At 60.2% G+C, this 24,418-nt stretch carries 12 protein-coding genes; 9 read left to right on the top strand and 3 right to left on the bottom strand.

Translation table 11 applies throughout. The features are described from left to right. Positions 1-78: 78 nt before the first annotated feature. A complete protein-coding gene (locus GOQ25_RS03630) occupies positions 79-324 on the bottom strand; it encodes a cold-shock protein (RefSeq protein WP_160349090.1) in 246 nt (81 codons plus the stop codon). Positions 325-544: 220 nt separating this feature from the next. On the opposite strand from GOQ25_RS03630, the gene clpS reads away from it, so the two are divergent. The 9 genes from clpS (at position 545) to GOQ25_RS03585 (ending at position 22,033) form a co-directional block, all read left to right on the top strand. Beyond that, the gene (gene clpS, locus GOQ25_RS03625) at positions 545-859 is read left to right on the top strand and encodes an ATP-dependent Clp protease adapter ClpS (protein ID WP_160349089.1); all 315 of its coding nucleotides are present in this window, start codon (positions 545-547) and stop codon (positions 857-859) included. 166 nt (positions 860-1,025) lie between these two features. Continuing rightward, on the top strand, positions 1,026-6,248 hold the full coding sequence (locus GOQ25_RS03620) for an alpha-2-macroglobulin (protein ID WP_160349088.1): 5,223 nt from the start codon (positions 1,026-1,028) through the stop codon (positions 6,246-6,248). Positions 6,249-6,337: 89 nt separating this feature from the next. Beyond that, positions 6,338-8,461, top strand: coding sequence for a penicillin-binding protein 1C (gene pbpC / locus GOQ25_RS03615; protein ID WP_236844478.1), 2,124 nt, complete (start codon positions 6,338-6,340; stop codon positions 8,459-8,461). Between the two features lie 56 nt (positions 8,462-8,517). Then, positions 8,518-10,830, top strand: a complete 2,313-nt coding sequence (gene clpA / locus GOQ25_RS03610; protein ID WP_160349086.1) for an ATP-dependent Clp protease ATP-binding subunit ClpA — start codon at positions 8,518-8,520, stop codon at positions 10,828-10,830. A gap of 59 nt (positions 10,831-10,889) precedes the next feature. Continuing rightward, positions 10,890-12,233, top strand: a complete 1,344-nt coding sequence (locus tag GOQ25_RS03605; protein WP_236844477.1) for a PqiA/YebS family transporter subunit — start codon at positions 10,890-10,892, stop codon at positions 12,231-12,233. A gap of 28 nt (positions 12,234-12,261) precedes the next feature. Further along, positions 12,262-13,914, top strand: coding sequence for an intermembrane transport protein PqiB (locus tag GOQ25_RS03600; RefSeq protein WP_160349084.1), 1,653 nt, complete (start codon positions 12,262-12,264; stop codon positions 13,912-13,914). A 3-nt stretch (positions 13,915-13,917) separates the two neighbouring features. Continuing rightward, the gene (locus GOQ25_RS03595; RefSeq protein WP_160349083.1) at positions 13,918-14,571 is read left to right on the top strand and encodes a membrane integrity-associated transporter subunit PqiC; all 654 of its coding nucleotides are present in this window, start codon (positions 13,918-13,920) and stop codon (positions 14,569-14,571) included. A gap of 150 nt (positions 14,572-14,721) precedes the next feature. After that, a complete protein-coding gene (gene putA, locus GOQ25_RS03590) occupies positions 14,722-18,522 on the top strand; it encodes a trifunctional transcriptional regulator/proline dehydrogenase/L-glutamate gamma-semialdehyde dehydrogenase (protein ID WP_160349082.1) in 3,801 nt (1,266 codons plus the stop codon). A gap of 145 nt (positions 18,523-18,667) precedes the next feature. Further along, positions 18,668-22,033, top strand: coding sequence for an autotransporter outer membrane beta-barrel domain-containing protein (locus GOQ25_RS03585; protein WP_160349081.1), 3,366 nt, complete (start codon positions 18,668-18,670; stop codon positions 22,031-22,033). A gap of 101 nt (positions 22,034-22,134) precedes the next feature. On the opposite strand, the gene amt is transcribed toward GOQ25_RS03585, so the two are convergent. Then, entirely contained in the window at positions 22,135-23,373 is a 1,239-nt protein-coding gene (amt, locus tag GOQ25_RS03580) for an ammonium transporter (RefSeq protein WP_160349080.1), read from the bottom strand. Positions 23,374-23,411: 38 nt separating this feature from the next. Beyond that, positions 23,412-23,750 carry a P-II family nitrogen regulator gene (locus GOQ25_RS03575; protein ID WP_160349079.1) on the bottom strand — a complete coding sequence of 113 codons (339 nt, stop codon included), beginning with the start codon at positions 23,748-23,750 and terminating at the stop codon, positions 23,412-23,414. Positions 23,751-24,418 lie beyond the last annotated feature (668 nt).

Genomic DNA, 24,418 nt, shown 5'->3' with positions numbered 1-24,418 from the left:
CCAGACTACCACGCCGCCTTTGCAACAGATTGACCTAAGATCAGGATCAATGACTGTCCGGCGCAATCACCCCATTGATTATGCCGAGGTGATGTTTAAAGCTTGTTTGCCTTTAGGTCCCTGTATTATTTCGAAAGCCACTTTTTGGCCTTCTTTCAGGGTCTTGAATCCGTTCATCTGGATCGACGAAAAATGTGCGAAGAGGTCTTCTCCGCCATCATCGGGTGTAATAAAGCCAAAACCCTTTGCGTCGTTGAACCATTTGACGGTGCCAGTCGATTTGGGATTGTCCCCTTGGACGGCGGTTGCGCTCGTATCAGACATGCGGACTGCCTCATTTGAATCGTATGTTTGACAGAAAGCATTCGGCCATGCCGGTTGCCCTCCGGCTTCCGGAGGGGCTAATAAGTACCAAGCCGTCTCCGAATGACCTGATAATGCGCTGCTTTCGTTTCGCCCGTCAAGTGTGGAAATTACCCATCCGCACGTGTAATGTTGAGCTAACTGCGGCTTGCCGCTTATTGTTTCAAATCGATTCCGCCCTATGAGTTCGATCTCCGATACACAGCATGATCTCGTCGTTGAGAAAGAGACTGCCCGCACGGCTCCGCCTCCCATGTACCAGGTGGTACTTCTCAATGACGATTACACGCCCATGGAATTCGTGGTGAAGGTGCTGCAGAAATTCTTCCGCAAAAACCAGGAAGAGGCCACGCGTATCATGCTGCAGGTTCATCATGAAGGGCGTGGGGTTTGTGGTGTATACCCGCGTGATATCGCGGCGACGCGTATTTCGCAAGTCGCCCAATACGCCCGCCAACGTCAGCATCCGTTGCAATGCATTATGGAACCCGCTTGATGCGATCCTGTCAGCGGTAAAGAATTGTAGGAATTGGCCCTGCCATACCGGCCGCCCGTGCATGGGCAAGGCCTCCCAAGTTAGGTATAGTCCCGGCGCGTCCGACAGCTTTTGCGGCGCTCGGGGCGTGACGCGCGCACCGGCAACGGTGGATTGAGGCGGTGCTATGGGTAAAAAAGGCGGCGTGATCGGCATCGCGGCAGTTGTCATTGCCGCCACGATTGGGGCAGGGTTGTGGCTGGGACGCAGTGACGAGGCGGCTGGCGAACCGCCGGCGGCCCAGGCACCTCAGGGCGGCGCATCCTCGGCCGGCAGCAACCCTGCGTCCACGAGCGCCCCAGGCGGCACACAGTCCGATTCCAATCTTCCGGCCACGGCGCTCGTCGGGCAGGCCGACCCGTTCGGCATGCTGGACTGCAAACCCCGCCAATTCCAGGACGCCATGGCGCTGGCGATTACCTTTACCCAGCCAGTGGACCGGAAGAGCGATTTGAGTCGTTATATCACCGTGCTCGACCAAGGGCCGGCGCCGACCCAAAGCGAAGGCGATGATGTTAAACAGCGTCACGACAGCGCGCGTTCCAGCTCACAGGCCGACCACGAGCCTGCTGGCACCGCAGCCGCCACGGGTAAAGTCGTAGAGGGCGCCTGGACGATTGGCGATAATCCGCGCATCGTTTATTTCCCCTATGTACAGCCGCAGCGATCGTACGCGTTGCGCGTACGCGCCGATCTGCCCGGCGCGGGTGGCGCGACCTTGGGCGGCGATCGTGAATGCGAAGTCCAGACCGAAGCCATGCCGCCGTCCTTCTACTTCGCCAGTCGCGGGGTGGTGTTGCCTGCCGGGCAGAACGGCGGACTGCCTGTTGCCACGGTCAACATGCCCGAGGTGGATGTGCAGTTCCTACGCGTGCCGCCCGAGCAATTACCGGCGTTTTACGACAACGTGTTGGGTCTGGCGGGGACGTCGGATTCAGACGAAGGGAACGAGTGGCGCTATGCGGATAACCGCAGCCTGAAGGGGCTTGTCAGCACCTGGGACCTGGACCGGCTGCATAGTCTGGCTAAGAGCGTGTACCAAGGCCGCTTCCTCACCGACGACAAGCCCAATCGCCGTCATGTGACATTCCTGCCCGTCGAGAAGATCGCAGAATTGCAACAACCCGGTATTTATGTCGCGATCATGAGCGAGCCCGGCCGGTTCCGCTATGAATATCAAGTGTCCTATTTCTATATCAGCGATATGGGCTTGCATGTGCGACGCTATAGCGATCGTACCGAAGCTTATGTGATTTCGCTGAAATCCGGTCAGCCGGTGGGCGAGGTGCAGGTCGAACTGGTCGATGGCGCCGGCAAGGTGCTCGCCAAGGCGGCGACCGATACGAACGGCCATGTGCGATTCGACGGGGACGCCTCGCGGGCGCGCGTGATTCGCGCCGTGCGAGGTGGCGAGTTGACGCTGCTATCCTTGGGCGAGCCGGCCTTGGATCTGTCCGAGTTTGATATCGGCGGTCATGTCGCGCGGCCTAACAATTTATTCGTCTATGCCGGCCGGAATCTTTATCGCCCCGGCGAGACGTTTCAGGTCTCCGTGTTGCCGCGAGACCTCGACGGCAAACCCATTGCGTCCGTGCCGTTGACAGCGGTGTTAAAGCGTCCTGACGGGCGTGTGGTACGCAGCGAGCTATGGCAGCCCGATGAGAAGGTCGCACATTACGTGCAGCGCGCTATCAGTTTGCCGGTCGATGCGCAGACGGGGAAATGGTTGTTGGAGCTGCGCGTCGATCCCGCCTCCAAGCTGCCCGACGCAAGTTGGTGGTTCCAGACCGAGGAGTTTCTGCCGGAACGCATGAAATTGCATCTTGACACCGACCAGACGAGTTTAGTGCCGGACCAAGTTTGGACTGTGGACGTACAGGGCGATTATCTCTATGGCGCGCCGGCGGCCGGCAATCGCCTCTTGGCGAGCTTCCAGGTCAAGCGCGAGAGATACCCATTGAAGCAGCAATGGCCGGGCTTCGTCTTTGGGGATGTGGCCGATGACACGCTGCGTCATTATGAAGAGCTGCCTGAGACCACATTGGACGATAAAGGCCTGGCTCGGCTGACGGTGGATCCGCAGTCCGCCGGTGCCGTGAAATCGCCCATGAGCGTGCGTTTGTCGGCGAGTCTGCTGGAATCGGGTGGTCGCCCCGTGGTGCGCTCGCTTGAACGCACAATATGGCCAGCGGACAAGCTCATTGCGGTGCGTCCACTCTTTAACAACGACGTCACACGCCAGGGTGCGCCGGCCGGTTTCGAACTCGTTCGTGTGAATACGAAGGGCGAAGTTGTGCCTCTGCCCGAGGCGCAGTTGCGACTGTTCCGCGAGCGGCGCGACTATTACTGGCGTTATGACGACCAGCGCGGATGGAATAGCGGCTATACCGAAACCGAGGATCTGGAGGATTCTCGTACCCTGGCACTGCCCGATCGCACGTCGCTGACGCTGCCGGTAGACTGGGGCCGCTATCGCTTGGAAGTCACCGACCCAGAAACTGGCCACGTCTTGCGCTATCGGTTTTATGCGGGCTGGGATGCCCAAGATGCGGATACCGTGGGCAATCGGCCTGATCGTGTCCAAATGAAGTTGGAAGGCGCACCCGCGCGTCCGGGGGATACGGTCAAACTCACGGTCACTCCGCCTCACGACGGTCAGGCGCTGATTACGGTCGAGGGTGACCGCATGCTGTGGTCCAAATGGGCCGCAGTCAAGGCGACCGGTACACAGATCGACATCCCGGTGGATGCCTCGTGGAAACGCCACGATCTGTATGTGTCGGCCGTGGTGTTCAGGCCCGGCAGTGCCGGCGACCGTATTACACCGGCTCGCGCGGTGGGGTTGACCTATCTGCCCATTGCTAACGACGATCGTCGCCTGGATGTCTCGCTGTCGGCTCCGGCCAAAGTCGAACCGGAAAAGCCGACCACGGTGCGGGTCAAAGTCGATGGCGCGCAAGGCCAGGCTGCCCATGTGACTTTATCGGCGGTGGATGTTGGCATTCTCAACATCAATCAGTACGCGACACCGGACCCGATGGATTTCTTTTTCGGCAAACATCGTTATGACGCGGAACTGCGCGATATGTACGGCAAGCTGATCGAGAAAATGGACGGCACGCAGGGCCGCCTGAAATGGGGCGGCGACGCCGCGATGCGCGGCGACAGCCGTAGCCTGCCGAAAAAGGTCAAGCTGGTCGATCTGTTCTCTGGTCCGGTGGCGTTAAACGACAAGGGCGAGGGCGAAATCCCGCTGAATCTGCCCGATTTCAACGGAACACTCCGCTTGATGGTCGTGGCGTTTACCGACGCGAATTTCGGTCATGCCGAACAGGAAATGGTGGTGGCCGCGCCCATCGTCGCCGAGTTGAATATGCCGCGCTTTATTTCCCCGGGCGACCGCGCGACGGTCGCGGTCGATGTAGCGAATCTGAGCGGCGCGACCCAGCAAGTCAAGGTCAACCTGAATGCGCTGGACCCGCTGTCTATCGCCGATGGAGGCACGCGCACACTGACGCTGCGAGACAAGCAGCGCGCAACCGTACGGTTTACGGCGACGCCGACGGGGTCTTATGGCCCGGGACTGATGCGTCTGACCGTGGAAAGTCAGGGCGGGCCGGAGCCGATTCGTATCGAACGTGAAGCGATGCTGCAAGTACAGCCCGCGCACGCGGCAGAGCAGATAGTGCGACGCGTGCGCCTGGGGGCGGGCGAGACCTTCGCGCCCGGCGCGCAGGCGACGACAGGCTATTACCCGGATTCGGTTACGGCCAACATCACGCTGTCGAATCGGCCGCCGATCAACGTATCGCGCTTGGTTCAGGACCTCTTGCGTTATCCCTATGGGTGCACGGAACAGACCATTAGCGCCGTGATGCCCTGGGCGTTGCTCGACGAGCAGGATGCCAAACGGTTCGGATTGACGGTGCCGGACAAACAGCAGCGGGCGGATAAGATCTCCGCTGCGATTGGTCGTCTTGCGGGAATGCGTTCGTCGACCGGCGCCTATTCGCTATGGGGTAACGAAGGCTCCGCCAGGGATGTGTGGCTGACCGCCTATGCGGTGGGCTTTTTGCAGGATGCGCGCGAGCAGGGCTTTGAGGTGCCTGAGACGGCTTTCGCGCGGTCGCGCCAGTGGCTGCAAGAACAGCTGCAGCAAAGCTTGGGCGCTTTTGGGACGTGGCCGGAAGTGCTGCGTCGTTCGCTGCAAAACGGCAATGTCGATAGCAGCTACCTCGACCTGATGCGCAACGATCATCGCCGTTTTGCCGGTTATGCATCGGCCGCGTTGGTGCTTGCTCGCGAAAAGCAGGCCTCCCTTGCGACGCTGCGTCAGCTGTTTGACCGTTATCAGGAACGCGCCTTGTCGCCGTTGCCGCTGATTCAGATGGCCGCTGCATTCGAACTGATGGGCGATACCGCACGCATGAACAAGGCCATGGAACTCGCCTATGCGCGGCCCTATGGCTATCCCATACGGGGGCGCTATCAGCAAAACGCGTGGTTAGGCGACTATGGCAGCCCGGTGCGGGACTATGCGCTGGGATACGCCATTGCCAGCCAATACGGCCTGGCACCGGCACAGCGCCAGTCCCTGCTGTCGAAGCTGGACGGACTGCTGCGCGGGCGCGCGTATTTCTCCACTCAGGAACAGATGGCCTTGGTGCTGGCCGCGCGTGCCGCCGGCGGCGACGCCGACAAACCGTGGAATGCCAACATCCAGATGGCCACGGGTGGACGCGTTGTAAGCAAGGCCTCGGATGAAACAATCGCTTTGTCGGCGGATGTGCTGCCGACGCTGCAAGTCACCAATACCGGTACGGCACCCCTGTTCGTCGAGTACGACATGCAGGGCACGCGCACGGAAGCGCCCGCGCCGCGCGGTGATGCGATTAAGCTGCAGCGCCGCTGGTACACCCCTGACGGCAAGCCCTGGGATGGTGGCGTATTGCGCACCGGCGATATGCTGGTGGTGAGATTGACGGCGGCGGCCAACCAAACCATTCCGGACGCGCTGATCGTGGATCGCGTACCGGCAGGGCTGGAGATCGAGAACCTGAATCTGTCGCAAAGCCCCGAGATGCGGGATTGGGAAATCGACGGAGTCAGCGTCGCTGACGCCATGTCGAATCCGGCGATCAAGCACCGCGAGTTCCGTGATGACCGTTACGTGGTGGCCACGGCGTTGGGCGGTGAGAACATCGAGGTCTTTTATATGGCGCGCGTCGTCACGCCGGGGCGCTATGTGGTGCCATCGACGGTGGCGGAAGATATGTATCGGCCCGAACTGCGAGGCGTAGGCGAGCGATGGAGCCCGATCGAGGTTCGCGACCGCGTGTCAGCGCGATAAGGCAGGCGGCGCGCGCAGTCGCGGGGCGCCTGCGGCGCAGTGCTGACGCCCCGCGTAGCGGTGCGATCGCTATCCGGTGGGCGAGGGCGATGCTCATCGCAGTCGCGCTGTTGACGGCGATTGGCGTCACCTTGGATCGGCTGTTTCCGCCGCCCGCGCCGGGTGGCGGGGGCGCGTCCGTCGTGGTCGCGGCCGATGGCACCCTGCTGCGCTCTTATCCCAGCCGTGATGGCGTCTGGCGGTACCCAGTCGCGCCCGATCAGGTGTCGCCGCATTACTTAGAGACGCTGCTCGGTTATGAAGATCGCTTGTTTTATTGGCACCCGGGGATCAACCCGGTTGCACTGACCAGGGCGGCGTGGCAATGGTTGGTGCACGGACGTATCGTGTCTGGCGGCTCTACCATCACGATGCAAGTCGCCCGTTTGCTTGATCCGGAGCTGGCCGGGCAGCCTTCTCGCAGCTTGTCGGCCAAATTACGCCAGATGGCGCGCGCATTGCAATTGGAGCTGCACTACACCAAGGACGAAATTCTAGGCCTGTATCTCACGCATGCGCCCATGGGCGGCATCGTGGAAGGCGTCGAGATGGCGTCGCGGATGTGGCTGGGTAAATCCGCAATGGACTTAAGCCCCGCGGAAGCCGCCCTGTTGACCGCGCTGCCGCAATCGCCTTCTCGCTTGCGTCCCGACCGGCATCCGCGAGCCGCCGAGCTGGCCCGCAATAAAGTCCTGGATCGCATGGCGGCGCTGGGCGTCTGGAGCGCCGATGCGGTTGCCGACGCCAAAATCGAAAATGTACTTTCTCCACCATTGCGTGCGCGATGGCTGGCACCGTTAGCCGCCGAGCGTTTGCAGAGCGAGCAGCGCCGTCGCGGCCAGCGTGCCACGATTGTGCCTTCCACGCTGGACGCGGAGATCCAGACGGTCGCCGAGCAAATGCTGCTCGATCGCATCGACGCATTGCCGGCGCGCGTATCGATGGCGATACTGGTGATGGACAACGATAGCCTGGAGATCAAGGCATATGCGGGCTCGGCCGACTTCTCCGATGAAAGCCGGTATGCCCATGTCGATATGGTGCGCGCCGTCCGTTCGCCCGGGTCGACGCTCAAACCATTCCTCTATGCGCAGGCACTGGAGGACGGGCTGATCCATTCGGAAAGCATGCTGCTCGATGCGCCATTGTCGTTTGGTGGCTATGCCCCTGGCAATTTTCAGGCGGCGTTTTCGGGGCCGGTGAGCGTGTCGCAAGCGTTGCAGCGGTCTTTGAACGTCCCGGCGGTTGATCTGCTCGACCGCGTCGGGCCCGCGCGTTTCGCCGGAAGGCTCGCCACGGGCGGCATCCATTTGCGCATGCCGGCTGGCGCGAGGCCAAATTTGAGCTTGATTTTAGGCGGGGGCGGCACCACATTGGAAGAGCTGGTCGGTGCTTATCGCGCTTTTGCCCGCGATGGTGTCGCGGGGGTGCCCCGGCTTACACCGGATCAGCCTCGGGTGGAATGGCACATGATGAGTCCGGGCGCGGCCTGGATTGTGCGCGATATTCTTGAAGGCGGCGGCCATCCGGACCGGCCGTTGGAGCAAACGGGCCGTCGTCTCGCGTGGAAAACTGGCACCAGTTTTGGTTTTCGTGATGCTTGGGCGGTTGGCGTGACGGACACCTGGACCATCGGTGTGTGGGTGGGCCGCCCGGACGGTACGCCCAATCCCGGATTTTTCGGCGCCAACGTCGCCGCGCCTTTGCTTCAAGATCTAGTAGCCGTATTACCTGCAGGGCCTTTTTCAGCGCGCAACCGTCCATTTAGTGTAAAACGGGTGGTGACGTGCTGGCCGCACGGTTGGGAGCAGGGCAGTCGCCAAGCCCAGGCCTGCGACCAGCCAAGGGCGGCGTGGGCGCTGGACGATACGGTTCCGCCGACGTTCGCCGGTTATGCCGATCCCGCGGGTGCGCTATTGCGGGTGCAAGGGCTGGCCGATGGCGCCGTATTGCGACCCGTACCCGGCAGTCGCGCGGTCGCCCTCGAAGTCAATGCCCGTGGCGCGCGAGGTCAGGTATGGTGGTTGCTAGATGGGCAAGTGCGGCAACAGGGCGAGGCAACGGAATGGATGAAACTATCTTTAGTGCACAATGGTCGGTATACATTGACGGTCATGGACGAACAGGGCCGACACGACCGCGTAGTGTTTGAAATCGCTGGTGTTACGCCCTGATCGGCATAGAATATGAAACATGTTTTTCGATCGCTTCAATGCGTTATGGAGGAAGCGTGATTTCCCAAGAGCTCGAAGTCAGCCTGCATATGGCCTTCGTCGAGGCCCGCTCGGCCCGACATGAATTTATAACCGTCGAGCATCTGCTTTTGTCGCTGCTCGACAATGCTTCCGCCGTCGAAGTCCTGCGTGCCTGCTCGACCAATCTGGACGAGTTGCGCCGCAACCTGCGCCAATTCGTCACAGAAAATACGCCGGTGATTCCCAATGGCGCGGAAGTCGACACGCAACCCACGCTGGGTTTCCAGCGGGTGATTCAGCGCGCGATCATGCATGTGTCCGCCGGCGGGACTGGCAAAAAGCCGGTCACGGGTGCCAACGTGCTGGTAGCCATTTTTGGCGAAAAGGATTCGCACGCGGTCTACTACCTGCAGCAGCAAGGCGTGACGCGTTTGGACGTCGTTAACTATCTCTCCCACGGCATCACCAAGCAACCGCAGGATGAGGCAGCCGCCGCAATGCCCAAAGAACCGACGAGTTCCGAAGAGTCTGGCGAATCACGTCAATCCCCGCTCGATCAGTATGCGACCGATCTGAACGCCGCTGCGCTCGCGGGTCGTATCGATCCGCTGATCGGTCGTGAGCATGAGGTCGAACGCGTCATCCAGGTGCTGTGCCGTCGCCGCAAGAACAACCCCTTGTTGGTGGGCGAAGCCGGTGTCGGTAAAACCGCGATCGCCGAGGGCCTGGCATGGCGCATTACGCGCGGCGAAGTGCCCGAGGTCTTGCAGACCGCGCAGGTCTACGCCTTGGATATGGGCGCGCTCTTGGCTGGCACGAAATATCGTGGGGATTTCGAACAACGTCTAAAAGGCGTGTTGAAGCAGATCCGCGGCAATCCCGACGCTATCCTGTTCATCGATGAAATCCACACGCTGATCGGCGCGGGTTCCGCGTCGGGCGGCACGCTGGACGCATCGAATCTGCTCAAGCCGGCGTTGTCGTCGGGCCAACTGAAATGCATCGGGGCGACGACCTACACCGAGTTCCGTGGCGTCTTCGAAAAAGACCATGCGCTTTCGCGTCGATTCCAAAAAATCGACGTGCCCGAACCGAGCGTGGAGCAGACTGTGCAGATTTTGCGCGGACTCAAGAGCCGTTTCGAAGAGCACCATAGCGTGCGTTATTCCGCAGCGGCACTGACCGCGGCGGCGGAGTTGTCGGCTCGCTATATCAATGACCGTCATCTGCCCGACAAGGCGATCGATGTGATCGACGAGGCCGGCGCCGCTCAGCGTCTGTTGCCGCGTTCCCGGCAGAAGAAAGTCATCGGCAAGGTCGACATCGAGAACATCGTGTCCAAGATTGCGCGTATTCCGCCGCAGTCCGTGTCCAACGACGACCGCAGCAAGCTCGCCACGCTGGAGCGCGATCTGAAGACTGTCGTGTTCGGGCAGGATAACGCGATTGAGGCGCTTGCCGCTTCGATCAAGATGGCGCGCTCCGGTTTGGGCAAGCCCGATCGTCCTATCGGCTCGTTCTTGTTCTCTGGTCCCACGGGCGTTGGCAAAACCGAAGTCGCGCGTCAGTTGGCCTTCACCTTGGGGGTGGAGCTACTGCGTTTCGACATGTCGGAATATATGGAACGCCATGCCGTGTCGCGCCTGATCGGCGCACCGCCGGGATACGTTGGCTTTGACCAAGGTGGTTTGTTGACCGAGGCGATCACCAAGCAGCCGCACTGCGTGCTCCTGCTCGACGAAATCGAGAAGGCGCACCCGGATGTGTTCAACATCCTGCTGCAGGTCATGGACCATGGCACACTGACCGATAACAACGGCCGGAAAGCGGACTTCCGTAATGTCATCATTATCATGACGACGAACGCCGGTGCCGAGGCGTTGAGTCGCCCGTCGATTGGCTTTGCGAACAGCAAAGTTGTGGGCGATGAGATGGCCGAAATCCGGCGGATGTTCACGCCGGAATTCCGCAACCGGCTCGATGCCATTATTCCGTTCTCGGCGTTGTCGCGCGAGATCATTCTGCGCGTGGTGGACAAGTTCCTCATGCAGCTGGAGGATCAGTTGCACGAACGCCGTGTCGAAGTGGTGTTCACGGAAGCGCTTCGCGCGCATCTCGCCAAAGAAGGCTTCGATCCGCTCATGGGTGCGCGGCCGATGCAACGCCTCATCCAGGATACGATCCGCCGTGCTCTGGCCGATGAGTTGTTGTTCGGTAAGCTGGCCGATGGGGGCGCCGTGACGGTCGATTTGGATGCGGAGGGCAAGGTTCAGCTGACCTTCGATGCTCCGGGCAAATCGTCGGATAGTGGCGCCAAGGACCGTCAGGAAGTTGAGTTGGTCGATTGAGCACTCCGCCCGAGCCGTTAATTGCTTGTGAGCACTGCGGCGCGATCTTCCGACGGCACATGCTACAGCGTGGTGAGCGGGCGCTATGCGACCGCTGCGGCACCACGCTGTGGCGCTATTCCGGCATCACGTTGTCAGGCTGGCTGGCGCTCTGTCTGGCAGCGTTGATCTGTTTCACCGTCGCTAACATTTATCCGGTCGTGAGTATGTCGGTCGGGGGTATGACGCGACAGGCATCAATGCTCGATGCGGTCGGGATGACCTGGGATCAGGGCTATTACGCCACCGCTTTGATGACCGGGTTGTCGGGATTCGGCGTGCCCCTCGTGCAGTTGCTGCTGCTGTTATGGGTGCTTGGGCCACTCACCTTTGGCCGCGAGCCGCCAGGGTTTGCTGGCGTGGTTCGCGCCTACGGACTGCTGCGGCCCTGGAGCATGGTGTCGGTATTTCTTTTGGGCGTCCTCGTCGCGGTGGTGAAGCTGGCGGGCATGGCATCAGTCAGTCCGGAGCCGGGCCTGTTCGCGTTTGGTGCGCTGACCGTACTCATCACGATGCTTGACCGTTTGTCGCCACATGCCTTGTGGCGATTCGCGGAGCATTCCGCGATTGTGCCCGTGCACGTGCCCAAACGCGTGCCGGGACGGGCGTTAACCGGCTGCCATGTCTGCGGACAGGTGCAGGCGGTGCGTCCCAACCGCGCAACGCCAGGCAATATCGAAGAAGAAATCGACGAACTGCTGGACGACACGCCGCACTGTGTACGTTGCGATGCGGTCTTGCATGAACGCAAGCCAGCTAGCCTGACGCGGACTTGGGCGCTGCTGATTGCGGCGGCCGCGCTGTACGTGCCCGCCAATGTGTTGCCAATCATGAATATCCGGTCGGTGATCTTCGGTGATAGCGGGCATACGATTCTGGGCGGCGTCGTCGAGTTATGGCAGACCGGGTCATGGGACATCGCCGTGATCGTGTTTGTCGCGAGTATCGTTGTGCCCCTGACCAAGATGTTGGCGCTGGCCGTGCTGGCCACCAGTCTGCAAAGCGGCAGCCAGTTCACGCTGCGTCAACGTACTCGCATGTACGAGATGATTGAGTTCATCGGCCAGTGGTCGATGCTGGACGTATTTGTCGTGATTCTCTTGGCCGCATTGGCACAATTCGAAGGTTTTCTGCAAATTTCCGCGGGGCCGGCGGCAGGCTCGTTCGGGATGGTCGTCATCCTCACCATGCTATCGGCCATGAGTTTCGATCCACGCATCGCGTGGGATAAAGAGCTGAGCCGAGAATTTGGTAATGTCTCGCCCGAGCCGCAGGCCCGTCGCTTGCGACAATCTGCGCCAGACGAATCACGCGATGGGGGCTCTGTCGCGGTTTCGACGAATTCCGTGCGAGACTCCGCATAGCAAAGACCCCACGCGCTTACCCTCGAACATGGCCGAAGAAAACATTTCATCCCGCGACGACAGCATCAACGCCCCGGCGGTGGTACGAAAAAAAGAGCGGCGCATCAGCTGGATCTGGCTGGTGCCCGTGCTCGCGGCGGTTGTTGCGGCATCGCTCGTCTTGCGCACGTGGCTCCTGCAAGGGCCAGAAGTCTCCATCGTCTTCGACACCGCGGAAGGCTTGGAGGTCAAAAAGACCCAGGTTCGCTATAAAGACGTGGTCGTCGGCCTGGTCGATGACATCCACTTTAATGAAGACCGTTCCAAGGTAATCGTGGACGTGCGGCTGTCGCGCGATGCGGCGGGATTGGCGGCGCCGGGCACTAACTTCTGGGTCGTGCGTCCGCGTCTGGGACTGAATGGGGTGTCAGGTCTAGGGACCCTGTTATCCGGCGCTTACATCGATGTGGATGCGCCGGATGGCGCGGGCGCAGAGACCAAGGCCACCCAGTTTGATTTTGTCGGCCTCGAAACCCCACCGGCCGTCACGCACGATCGCGCGGGCAAGCGTTATATGCTCAAGGCGCATGACTTGGGATCTTTGGACATTGGATCGCCAGTTTATTATCGACGCATCAACGTGGGCCGCGTCATCAGCTACGCGCTTGATGAAAGTGGCGATGCGGTCAACGTCGAAGTGTTTGTTGACGCTCCCAATGATCGATTTGTGACTGAGGGCACGCGCTTCTGGAACGCCAGCGGCATTGATGTCCAGGTCGATACCAATGGCCTGAAAGTTCACACCCAGTCGCTGGTATCCCTAGCGATCGGCGGCGTCGCATTTGCCCACGTGAACCCCGGCCTGACGCAGGAAGCCAAAGCGGGCGCTACATTCGAGCTGTATCGCAGCGAGAGCGACGCAAAGGCGAACCCCGATGGCGATCCGTTCCATATCCGTATGCGCTTTGATCAATCGATCCGTGGCTTGGCGGTAGGCGCAACGGTCGATTTCCAAGGCATTACATTGGGCGAGGTCACGAAGATCAGTATCGACTTCGACAACGAGAACAAACGCTTCTTCGCGTTGGTCGACGCCGTGCTGTATCCGGAGCGCCTGGGTCCTGTGTACGACCGAATGCGTGCCCGTGCCGAGGCCGAGCGCGACAACACTGGCGGCCGTTTGATCGCCACGATGATCCGGTACGGCCTCAGGGCGCAACTGCGCACCTCGAACCTGCTGACAGGACAACTCTATATCGTTCTGGAGAACTTCCCCAAAGCCAAGCCGGTCGATTTCGAGCCGTCCGAGCCGGTGATGATTCCCACCGTGCAGGGCAACCTGGAACAGCTTCAGCAGCAGATCACCAATATCGTCGATAAGATCGACAAGATCCCGTTCGACCAGATTGGCAAAGACTTGCGCGAAACCTTATCCTCGACCTCGCGTCTCTTGAAGAACCTCGACAAGAGCGTGGCGCCGGAAGTCAGCAAGACCTTGCAAGCGGCGCGTAAATCGTTGGATAACATCAATGAACTACTGGCTCGTGACGGCTCGTTGCCGGCCAATGCCGATCTCGCGCTGACCGAGCTGGGACGCGCGGCGCGGTCGCTGCGCAGTCTGGCCGATTACCTGCAAGTCCATCCCGAGGCCCTGATACGCGGGCGAGGGGATGACCCGATTCCGGGCCAACTCAGGAAATAAGCTATGAGTGTCGTGTCACGCAAACTGATTCTTCCAGCGCTGGCCATGGCGGTCTTGCTGACGGGCTGCGGGGGTTCACCCAACGCTCGGTATTACACCTTGCAGTCCAGTTCGCAGGCGATACCCGCAGCGCCCGCGCGTATCGAATACCAGATCGAAGTAGCGCCAGTCTCCGTGCCCGAACAAGCCGATCAGCCGCAGCTGATGCTGCGCGATGGGCCGGGCGAGGGCGAGCTAATGCCCATGTATTCAGATCGTTGGAGCGCGCCGCTGGGCAACGAGATCCGCAGCGCGCTGGCTGACACGCTCACCGCGAAACTGGGGGCGCTAGATGTGAACTCGCTCGCACCGGCGAGAGATGTGCCCGTATGGCGCGTCCAAGCCAACGTACAACGATTCGACATGATCGTGGGCGGCCCGGTTCGATTGGATGCGACTTGGCGCGTGCGCCCCATCAAGGTGAGCGGAGCCGCTCCCTTGTTATGCAGAACGGTGATCGAATTGCCGGCGCAGGGCAATGCCGTGGTGGGTTCTCTGGTCGAGGCACAGCAACAAGCCGTGGCGCTACTTGGGCAGACCATCGCCTCTGCAATCGAAAGTGGTGGGGCACGAGCGCTGCCAGCTTCCGCCGAGGTCCGGCTCCTAGGCTGCGCGTGATCAACGCGGCTGAAGTGACGAGTACTGAGGGTTAACCCCTAAAAGTTAACCCTAGTTTCAATGTTGGTGCAACTTCCTTAGTATTCGCGGTGATTGATCGCGGCCATCCCGTTCGCGGTCGTGCGCCTGCCGAATAGGAATTGCCCCACCATGAGCACCACCACACTGGGCGTCAAAGTAGACAACGCGCTGCGCGACCGGCTAAAGGCGGCCGCTCAGAAACTAAATTGCACGCCGCACTGGCTACACAAGCAGGCGCTACTGGCTTACCTCGAACGCATCGAGCGCGGCCAATTGCCTGCCGAGATCGTTCATCTCGCGGGTGATGAAGCCAATGCATCCGAATCCCCGGCAGCTCCGTTCGTACCGCCGTTTTTTGAATTCGGTCATGAAGTGCAGCCTCAATCGGTCCTGCGCGCGGCAATCACGGCGGCCTATCGCCGTCCCGAACCCGAGTGCGTGCCGTTGTTGTTGGGCCAAGCTCGCTTGCCGCATCGAGACAAGATCCAGGACCTGGCCACGCGGCTGGTGCAGGCCTTGCGTGACAAGCGGGGAGGTGGCGGTGTCGAAGCTCTGATCCAGGAGTTTTCGCTGTCCAGCCAAGAGGGTGTGGCGCTGATGTGTCTGGCCGAGGCGTTGTTGCGCATCCCGGACCGTGCCACGCGCGACGCATTGATTCGCGACAAAATTTCCCGTGGCGATTGGCGCGCACATCTGGGCGGATCGCAATCCCTGTTTGTGAATGCCGCGACGTGGGGCCTGATGCTTACGGGCAAACTCGTGGCCGTCAATAGCGAACAGTCCTTATCCAAGGCATTGACCCGTCTGATTGGCAAAGGGGGCGAGCCCCTGGTGCGCAAGGGCGTGAACATGGCAATGCGCATGATGGGTGAGCAGTTCGTCTCGGGCCAAACCATCTCCGAGGCGCTCGCGAATAACCGGAAACTGGAGGCCAAGGGCTTTCGTTATTCCTACGATATGCTGGGCGAGGCCGCGACCACCAGCGAGGATGCTAAGCGGTATTACGCCTCTTACGAGCAGGCTATTCATGCGATTGGCAAGGCGGCTCAAGGTGCCGGAATCTACGAGGGCCCTGGCATTTCGATCAAGCTGTCGGCGCTGCATCCGACCTACTCGCGCGCGCAGCGCGAACGCGTCATGCAGGAATTGCTGCCTCGCGTCCGAGCATTGACTATCTTGGCCCGACAATACGACATTGGTCTGAATATCGATGCCGAGGAAGCCGATCGTCTCGAGATTTCGCTGGATCTGCTTGAGTCGCTTTGCGTGACGCCAGAACTCGATGGCTGGAATGGCATCGGCTTTGTCGTGCAGGCATATCAAAAACGCGCGCCCTTTGTTCTCGATTACATCGTTGATCTGGCCCGCCGAACGCAGCATCGCATCATGGTACGGCTGGTCAAAGGCGCCTATTGGGATACCGAGATCAAGCGCGCGCAGGTCGATGGCCTGGAAGGCTATCCGGTCTATACGCGCAAGGTCTACACCGATGTATCGTACCTCGCGTGTGCGCGCAAGCTGCTCGCCGCGCCGGATGCCGTGTATCCGCAATTCGCGACCCACAATGCCTACACGCTCGCGGCCGTCTATCATTTGGCCGGGCAGAACTATTATCCGGGTCAATACGAATTCCAATGCTTGCACGGCATGGGCGAGCCCTTGTACGAAGAGGTCGTTGGTTCTGTTTCGCAGGGCAAGTTAAACCGTCCCTGTCGGATCTATGCGCCGGTTGGTACCCATGAAACCTTGTTGGCTTATCTGGTGCGCCGCCTGCTGGAAAATGGCGCGAACACCTCATTCGTCAATTTAATTGGCGATAAGAGCGTCTCCATCGAGACCTTGGTCGCCGATCCTGTCGACGTTGCGATGCGCATTGCGCCCCTGGGCGCGCCGCACGAACAGATCCCGCTGCCGAGAGAGCTATACGGATCGCCGCTGAAAGGCGCGCGACTGAACTCTGCCGGTCTGGATCTGACCAACGAGCACCGCTTGGGCTCACTTGCCGCCGCGCTTCTCAATAGCGCCGCCACGCCGTGGCGGGCCATGCCCATGCTGGGCGAAGCCGAGCGCCCGTGGGATCCGGTGCGAGCCATTGATGTGCGCAATCCCGCCGATCACCGCGATGTCGTCGGCCAACTGATCGAAGCACAGACCGACGAAGTCGAGGACGCGCTACGCGCGGCCAAGAACGCCGCGCCCATCTGGCAATCCACCCCAGTCGCCGAGCGCGCGCACTGCCTGCGCCGCGCGGCCCAGATGTTAGAAGAAGGCATGCAGCCGCTTTTAGGCTTGATCGTGCGCGAAGCCGGAAAATCCTTGCCCAACGCCATTGCCGAAGTACGCGAAGCGGTGGACTTTTTGCGCTATTACGCTGATCAGGCCGAGCGAGAATTCAACAACGACACTCACCGCCCATTGGGTACGGTGCTATGCATCAGTCCGTGGAACTTCCCGCTCGCGATATTCATGGGGCAAGTCGCCGCCGCGCTGGTCACTGGCAATAGCGTCATCGCCAAGCCCGCTGAACAGACATGCCTGATCGCCGCGCAAGCCATACAGATCCTGCGCAATGCCGGCGTGCTGGCCGGCGCCGCGCAGCTTGTGCCCGGGCGAGGTGAAACGGTGGGTGCGCAATTGGTCCGGGATGCGTCCATCGACGGTGTGATGTTCACGGGATCGACGGATGTGGCACGCTTGATCGCGCGCACGCTAGCGAGGCGCTTGGATCGCCATGGCCATACCATTCCCTTGATCGCGGAAACGGGCGGTCAGAACGCCATGATCGTCGATTCCTCCGCCCTGGCCGAACAGGTCGTCGCGGACGTCCTGAACTCGGCTTACGACTCCGCCGGTCAGCGTTGTTCCGCTTTGCGCGTCCTTTGTTTGCAGGAGGACAATGCGGACCACATCCTGCATATGCTACGTGGCGCAATGCGCGAGCTGCGTATCGGGAAGCCGGACCATCTGGCCACCAATGTGGGCCCGGTCATCGATGTCGAAGCCCGCGACAACATCATGCGTCATATCGATGCGATGCGCGAAGCGGGTCATCGCGTTCATCAAGTTGATTTAGAGCAAGAGTGTCTATACGGCACCTACGTAGCGCCCACGCTCATCGAAATCGACGACATCGGTGCTTTGACTCGCGAGGTGTTCGGGCCCGTGCTGCATGTCGTACGCTACCGGCGCGACGATCTGGATAAGGTCATTGAACAGATCAATGCGACCGGCTATGGCCTTACTTTCGGTGTGCATAGCCGTATTGATGAAACCATACGCCATGTCACGGACCGCGTGCATGCGGGCAATATGTACGTCAACCGCAACATCGTCGGCGCGGTGGTCGGCGTGCAGCCATTTGGCGGTGAAGGCCTTTCCGGCACAGGGCCGAAAGCGGGCGGGCCACTCTATCTGTACCGACTGCTTGCCATGCGCCCGCCCGGCTTGCCCCCCGGTGTCGAAGGCGCGACCGTTCCTGGCGTCCTGACCCTGCCCGGGCCTACCGGTGAGCAGAACACATACCTCCTGCGTCCACATGGCGCGTTGCTCTGCGTGGCTGCCACGGCCGCCGGTGCGCGCGCACAATATGAGGTCGCGAAGTCAACGGGTAATAAGCCCTTGTTTCTGGATGGCCCGGCAGTACGCGAATGGCGCGAGAACGTCGCGGCCGACCTGACTGTTCTTGGTAACGAAGATATCGACACTGCGGTCTTTGACGGCGTGCTTTTCGAAGGCGATGGCGATGATCTACGCGCGTGGAACGAACGCATTGCCTCGCGCGATGGCCCGATAGTGATCGTGCAGGGCCTCACACCCGATGCCATAGCAACCGGTGCCACGTATGCGCCCGAGTTACTGCTGGCGGAACGCTCGGTCAGCGTGAATACGGCGGCAGCCGGAGGTAACGCCAGTTTGATGACGATTGCTTAAGCTAGGGCGATAACTTTCGATTTGGGTAACCCTCATGACTGCGCCTTCCCCGGCCGGTCATCGCGGCCACCTGGGCAGGTGATCCCTATTCTCGCGAGCGCCGCTGCGCCTCCGGGCGCGTCAGACACGTCTTGTTCTCCCTCCTTTGCGTCTCGAAAACCTCGATTCGCGGTCAAGCTCGGCTTTGATAACAACCGCCATGCCGGGGCCTCCGTGCCCTGTTGGCGGCCCTACGAAGCCCGACAGTCGGCCGCTTTCCTTATGGTTGGAGAACGAAGTAATGAAAAGATCAAGCAAGGTAGGATGGCGTGGCCAACGGAATGCCCGGATGAGCTTTAGGCCGCGCGGGCGCCGCGGTGGTGCGGGGCGGATGGTGGGTAGCGTGTGCGCGGGTGTCTTGATGCACGCCGCCGCGATGGGACAGGCGCCCACACCCCCCCGAGAAAACGGAAAACCTATTTACACGCTGAACACAAAGCAAGACGGGCGATCAGGGCAGCCGATGATCGACTTCGGCAATTCGAGCGTGATCGTCGAGACACACCTGTCAGAGTCGGGTCGGCCGGCCATCGCTACGCCCGGTATGCGTACCGCGGATCATTTCTTGGTGACTGAAGTGCGTTTACGTGCCGATGCCGGGGGTCAGCTTATCAAGCGGGGCGACGCTCCGCTACTGATCTCCAGGCCACAACCGGATTTCAAGGGCAGTGTTGTCGTCGAAGAGGGCTCGTTTCGGATCCATGACCTTGATGGTCCACAGTGGAACGAGGCAAAACAATTCACCGTCAAAAGCGGAGCGACTCTGATCGGTCACACGCGCGATGCGCCTGACCTGTCGGTTAAACCTGGCCGTCACACGCATATCCAGATCGAACCGCGAGGCACGTTGGCACTTGGCACGCCGCGCTCTTATCCCCATTACCTGCCCAGCGCGTTCGTCGTGCCGGGAGATCTGATCAGCGAGGGAACTGTGCGTGTACGCCGCAAGGGCATTAGCGGCAACACGCTATACGTATTGCGCGATTACCGTGCCGGTGTAGACAGCGCGCTACATCTATCTGCCGTGATTAACCCCGTCTCGGATAACACGGGTGGCTCCATCGCGGATAGCGTCAAGGTCGAGGGAGACCTCGTCGGATCGGCCACTGTCTCCATACGCCTGGTGGGGGAGGGAGCGCCACTTCCCTATACCGGGTCGCCACTCAAACTTATCGAAGTGGCCGGTGCTTCGGATGCGAAACTTACCCTCGTCGGGGACACTTCGTTAGGCGGTTTTGACTACTTTCTGGTGCAGGGCAATGAGAGTTTTGTCGACAAGGACGCCGTAAAGAATTGGTACTTGGTCTCGCTGCCGAAGTCGGGTGGTGCTTCGTCCATACTCGAAGAAAAGAACGATCCCCACGTACTGGAACTAAAACCAGAAATTGAAGAGATAACCGAGTATCTCTCGGCCGGGACACCGATCTCAATCTCGCAGCCTTCCCCGCCGGGCAATGACATCAAACCGGCCCCGCTCAACACGACCATCGAGATCAGGCAGTTCGTCTCGCCCTCGTCGATCGACAAGAATACACCACCGAAGCACGGCGTCCCGCCAACACCATCGCCAACGCCTCCGCCTTCGCCGCCGGTCGAGTCGCCGGTGTCTTTTTCGAGTTCCGCACCGCTCCCCCCGCGCAATCCTACGACGTCCCCGACGTCCGCGGATTCCAATAGCCCTTCGCATTCATCGACGCCACAGGGCAAATCGCAAACTGTCGCGGCCGAGGAGGTGACGATCACGACGAGCGGCCAGAACAATGAGTCCGCGGCTAGCCGCGCAATAGTACCAACGCGAACGCCATTGCTCCCGTGGGAAACAACGCCCGTAAAGTTGAAGTCAGAGGCGGTGGTCGCCAAAACGCAAAGCCCGTCACACGCGTCGCATTCGCAGCGTCCCTCATCGAATGCACCAAATGAGGCTCTGAGCATCCCTGTGTCGGCGTCATCTACCGTTCCGCCTCAGCCATCGTCAAGCGTGTCCCCATCGGCGTCGGACAGTCTATCCGTATCGAGGTCGCCTAGCGTATCCCCATCGACGTCACCCGGCGCCTCCGTAACGACATCACAAAGCCAGCCTGTATCGCCGTCACCGAACACGCGGGTCCCTCCATCGCCGAGCCTTCTTCCTCCAGCGGATGGCGAAGAATCGCATGCTTCCAATGGTGATGCAGCATCGGAATCTCAATCGGCCGTGACCGCCGATGATCATCTCAACGGTGATTCAGATCCAGATCCCGGGGCGGGCTCAGATCCGGGAGCGGGCTCAGATCCCGAAGCGGGTCCAAATTCTGACCCTTGGGCGAACCTCGAAGGAAAACCAGAGCCGAAACCCTCAACTGTTCCTGTGTCGGACGAGCCGGCAGCGGCCACTTCGCTGAACGAAGAGCCGGTCGAGCAAGATGCCGAGGATGACAGCCAAGGAGCCACTAGCACACAGCAGCACGAATCCGAAACTGAGACCATCCAGGAGGAACCCTCGCTCATCGAGCATCGCCTGCCAGAGCTCCTGCATGCGAGAACCGCGATTCGGCCCGCGATCGGCTCATACCTGGCGAACGCCCATGCGGCGAATACGATGTTTCAGTTGACGCATAGCGACCGGGGCAATAGCTATGTCATGAATGAGGGGATAGCAGATTCGCCTACAGCGTGGATTCACTACAACGGATCGAAGTTGCATCTGAATGCCGCTGCGGGGCAATTACGTACACGCGGCGACAAGAACGTGGTCATCATGGGTGTCGATCTGGTCAGCCATGTGAATCGCCTTGACGAAAAGGTGGCGCTGGGGGTCATGTGGGGATATGGTCACTTCACCGGCCATACTCGGGCTCGGATGGCGGCTAACACGAGCATCGGCAGGGTCGACGGCCATGGCGTCGGTATCTATGGCACATACGGGCAAAGCCGCGGATCACAAAACGGGCTGTACGCGGATAGCTGGGTCCTATGGAATCATTTTAAGAACCGTGTCAGTGGGCCGAACTTCGGCGCCGAAAAATATGATTCAAAGGGCATCACAGCGGCCGTAGAGTTCGGCTATGACGCCCCCCTCGGACAAGTCGGCCATGGCCAATTCATTCTGCAGCCGCATGCTCAAGTGATTTACCAAAACGTTCGATCGCCGAGCGGGCATCATGCGCACGACACGCAGATTGCATTGCAAAATCATGCGCGTACGCAATCCCTGCTGGGCCTGCGCGCGGCCTTGCGCATTCCCACTGGTGTCAGCTCCACGCTAAACCCGTATATCGAAGCGAATTGGGTCCATGCCAGCCGGGGTTATGCCGCGCGCGTGGACGATAAAACCGTGCACGCTAACAGCGGCCGCAGCGTCGGCCAATTAAAGCTCGGTATTGATGGCGCCCTTAATCCGCGTCTTTCCCTGAGCGCCGCGTTCTTTCATCAGAAGGGCAGCGGGGGATATCACGAAACGGGTGGCAACCTGGCTGTGCAGTATCGATACTAGGCGCCAATAAAAAACCACCGATGCTTGCGCATCGGTGGCTTCCCCTTGGGGTAGTTTGCTCATTCCGCGATGAGACACCGCGGTGGCAGCCCCTTTCGTTTTTAGCTGTGGTACGCCGATTCGCCGTGCGTCGTGACGTCCAGACCTTCGCGTTCCTGATCTTCCGGTACACGCAGGCCGCAGAGCATGTTGGCAATCTTGTAGGCGATCCAGGCCACCACGCCAGACCAGACAATCGTGATCAACACGCCTTCAAGCTGGACCCACACTTGGCCCAGGATCAAACCCGTGCTGTCGAGGCCGGGGCCGCCGAGCGCTTGCGCATTGAACACACCGGTCAGCAGGGCACCCACAATACCGCCCACACCGTGCACGCCGAATACGTCGAGCGAATCGTCAGCACGCAGCATACGCTTGAGACCATTCACACCCCACACGCAGATGCAGCCTGCAGCGATACCGATGATGAAGGCGCCGACGGGGCCAACCAGACCAGCGGCCGGGGTGATACCCACCAGACCCGCCACGGCACCCGACGCGGCACCCAGCATCGACGGCTTACCCTTGACGGCCCATTCGGTGATCATCCACGCTAACACAGCACCGGCGGTTGCAATCATGGTGTTGAAGAAAGCCAGGGTTGCATCGCCGTTAGCAGCCAGCGCGGAACCCGCGTTAAAACCAAACCAACCCACCCACAGCAAGGCAGCACCGATAAAGGTCATCGGCAGGTTGTGCGGTTGCATGGCTTCACGGCCCCAGCCGACACGCTTGCCCACAACATAAGCACCGACCAGACCGGCCACACCGGCGTTGATGTGCACGACGGTACCGCCAGCGAAGTCAAGCGCGCCGCGAGCATTCAGGAAGCCAGGGGCGACATCCGACGCGAACCAGACCATATGGGCGATAGGAAGATACGCAAACGTGAACCAGATGGCAGTAAAGACCAACACCGCCGAGAAACGAACACGTTCAGCGAAGCTGCCCACGATCAGCGCGCAGGTGATTCCCGCGAAAGTCGCTTGGAACGAGGCAAACAGCAGTTCCGTGACGGACCCGGACATAGCGTATTCGCCGTCGGCCGGTGTGAACATGCCAGAGAAGAACGTGCGGGAGAAACCGCCGAAAAATGCGTTGCCTTCCGTGAATGCGAGCGAGTAACCGTAGATGAACCACAGCACCAGGCCCAGGGCAAAGGTGCAAAGCACCTGCATCAAGACAGACAACACGTTCTTACTGCGAACCATGCCGCCGTAGAACAGGGCCAGACCCGGCACTGCCATCATCAGGACCAACAGGGTAGAGACAAGTAGCCAGGAAATATCCGCTTTATCCATTATTCATGCTCCCATGCATGCATTTTGTCGTTGTGTGTTTACAGTGCGGCTTCGCCAGATTCGCCGGTCCGGATGCGGACGACCTGTTCCAGCGGTGCGGTAAAGATCTTGCCGTCGCCGATCTTGCCGGTGCGGGCGGCTTGCTCGATGACTTCGACGACCTGGTCAACCAGGTGATCGGGCACCGCGGCTTCAACGCGCAGCTTGGGCAAAAAATCGACGGCGTATTCAGCGCCGCGATACAGTTCGGTATGTCCTTTCTGGCGTCCGAAGCCTTTGACTTCGGTCACGGTCAGGCCCTGAACGCCAATGCCGGACAGCGCTACCCGGACTTCGTCGAGCTTGAACGGCTTGATAATGGCGATAATCAGTTTCATGGCAGTTCCTATGAGGGTTGCATTCACGCCTGATCACTTAAGCAATAGGTGTGCCAACTTTTTGGCATGCTGGGCAAGTCGGTTTTTTCCCCCTTGCCATGGGTTCGCGGCGTGTGGCCGATAGCGTGCATTGCTGCTTCGGCCCCAATGTGGTGCAACGCACTGAAATCGATCTGCCCCAAAGTGGTGCAACGCACCAGCGCGGCGCTTCTGAAACTAAATATGTGCGAAAGGGCTGTCTTGTATCGAATTGATGCGACTCTTTCGTCGCGTCTCAGCATTCCATCAAATACTATGAAACTACGGTTTACATGACGTGCCTGTTCAGTTCCTTAGGCGTCAGAGAGAATGACTACGCCCGGATGCAAAACGATAGGCGCTCGCGAGAGGGCCGTGTTGCTAGGCAACGGGCGCGTTTCTATTTCTCCTGTGCTTTGAGGCGGTGCCGTTTCGGCCCGCCCATTTTTTTGTTGGCTACCGGAGGCCACCACGATTCATTCGCCGCGGTGGCCATCATTCCACCTGGTATCGAAGCGCGAAGCGGGTCATAACGGCGAACATTCTGGAATCCCAGACGGGTCCGATGGCCATTGCCCTTGAGGTCTATATCCAGACCCGTTAAAATCGATCTCAACACGGCCCACCCCTCTGCGTCGAAAGATGTACGG

The sequence above is a fragment of the Bordetella sp. 15P40C-2 genome, assembly GCF_009763235.1.
Lineage (GTDB): Bacteria > Pseudomonadota > Gammaproteobacteria > Burkholderiales > Burkholderiaceae_B > Bordetella_A.
This window is presented reverse-complemented; position numbering and strand designations above follow the sequence as displayed.

Bases quoted from the DNA above. Each gene is read 5' to 3' on its own strand.
- GOQ25_RS03595 (WP_160349083.1), top strand. From the start codon at position 13,918: ATGAGTGTCGTGTCACGCAAACTGATTCTTCCAGCGCTGGCCATGGCG.
- GOQ25_RS03575 (WP_160349079.1), bottom strand. From the start codon at position 23,750: ATGAAACTGATTATCGCCATTATCAAGCCGTTCAAGCTCGACGAAGTC.
- putA (WP_160349082.1), top strand. From the start codon at position 14,722: ATGAGCACCACCACACTGGGCGTCAAAGTAGACAACGCGCTGCGCGAC.
- GOQ25_RS03605 (WP_236844477.1), top strand. From the start codon at position 10,890: ATGCTACAGCGTGGTGAGCGGGCGCTATGCGACCGCTGCGGCACCACG.
- GOQ25_RS03620 (WP_160349088.1), top strand. From the start codon at position 1,026: ATGGGTAAAAAAGGCGGCGTGATCGGCATCGCGGCAGTTGTCATTGCC.
- clpS (WP_160349089.1), top strand. From the start codon at position 545: ATGAGTTCGATCTCCGATACACAGCATGATCTCGTCGTTGAGAAAGAG.
- GOQ25_RS03630 (WP_160349090.1), bottom strand. From the start codon at position 324: ATGTCTGATACGAGCGCAACCGCCGTCCAAGGGGACAATCCCAAATCG.
- pbpC (WP_236844478.1), top strand. From the start codon at position 6,338: ATGCTCATCGCAGTCGCGCTGTTGACGGCGATTGGCGTCACCTTGGAT.
- amt (WP_160349080.1), bottom strand. From the start codon at position 23,373: ATGGATAAAGCGGATATTTCCTGGCTACTTGTCTCTACCCTGTTGGTC.
- GOQ25_RS03600 (WP_160349084.1), top strand. From the start codon at position 12,262: ATGGCCGAAGAAAACATTTCATCCCGCGACGACAGCATCAACGCCCCG.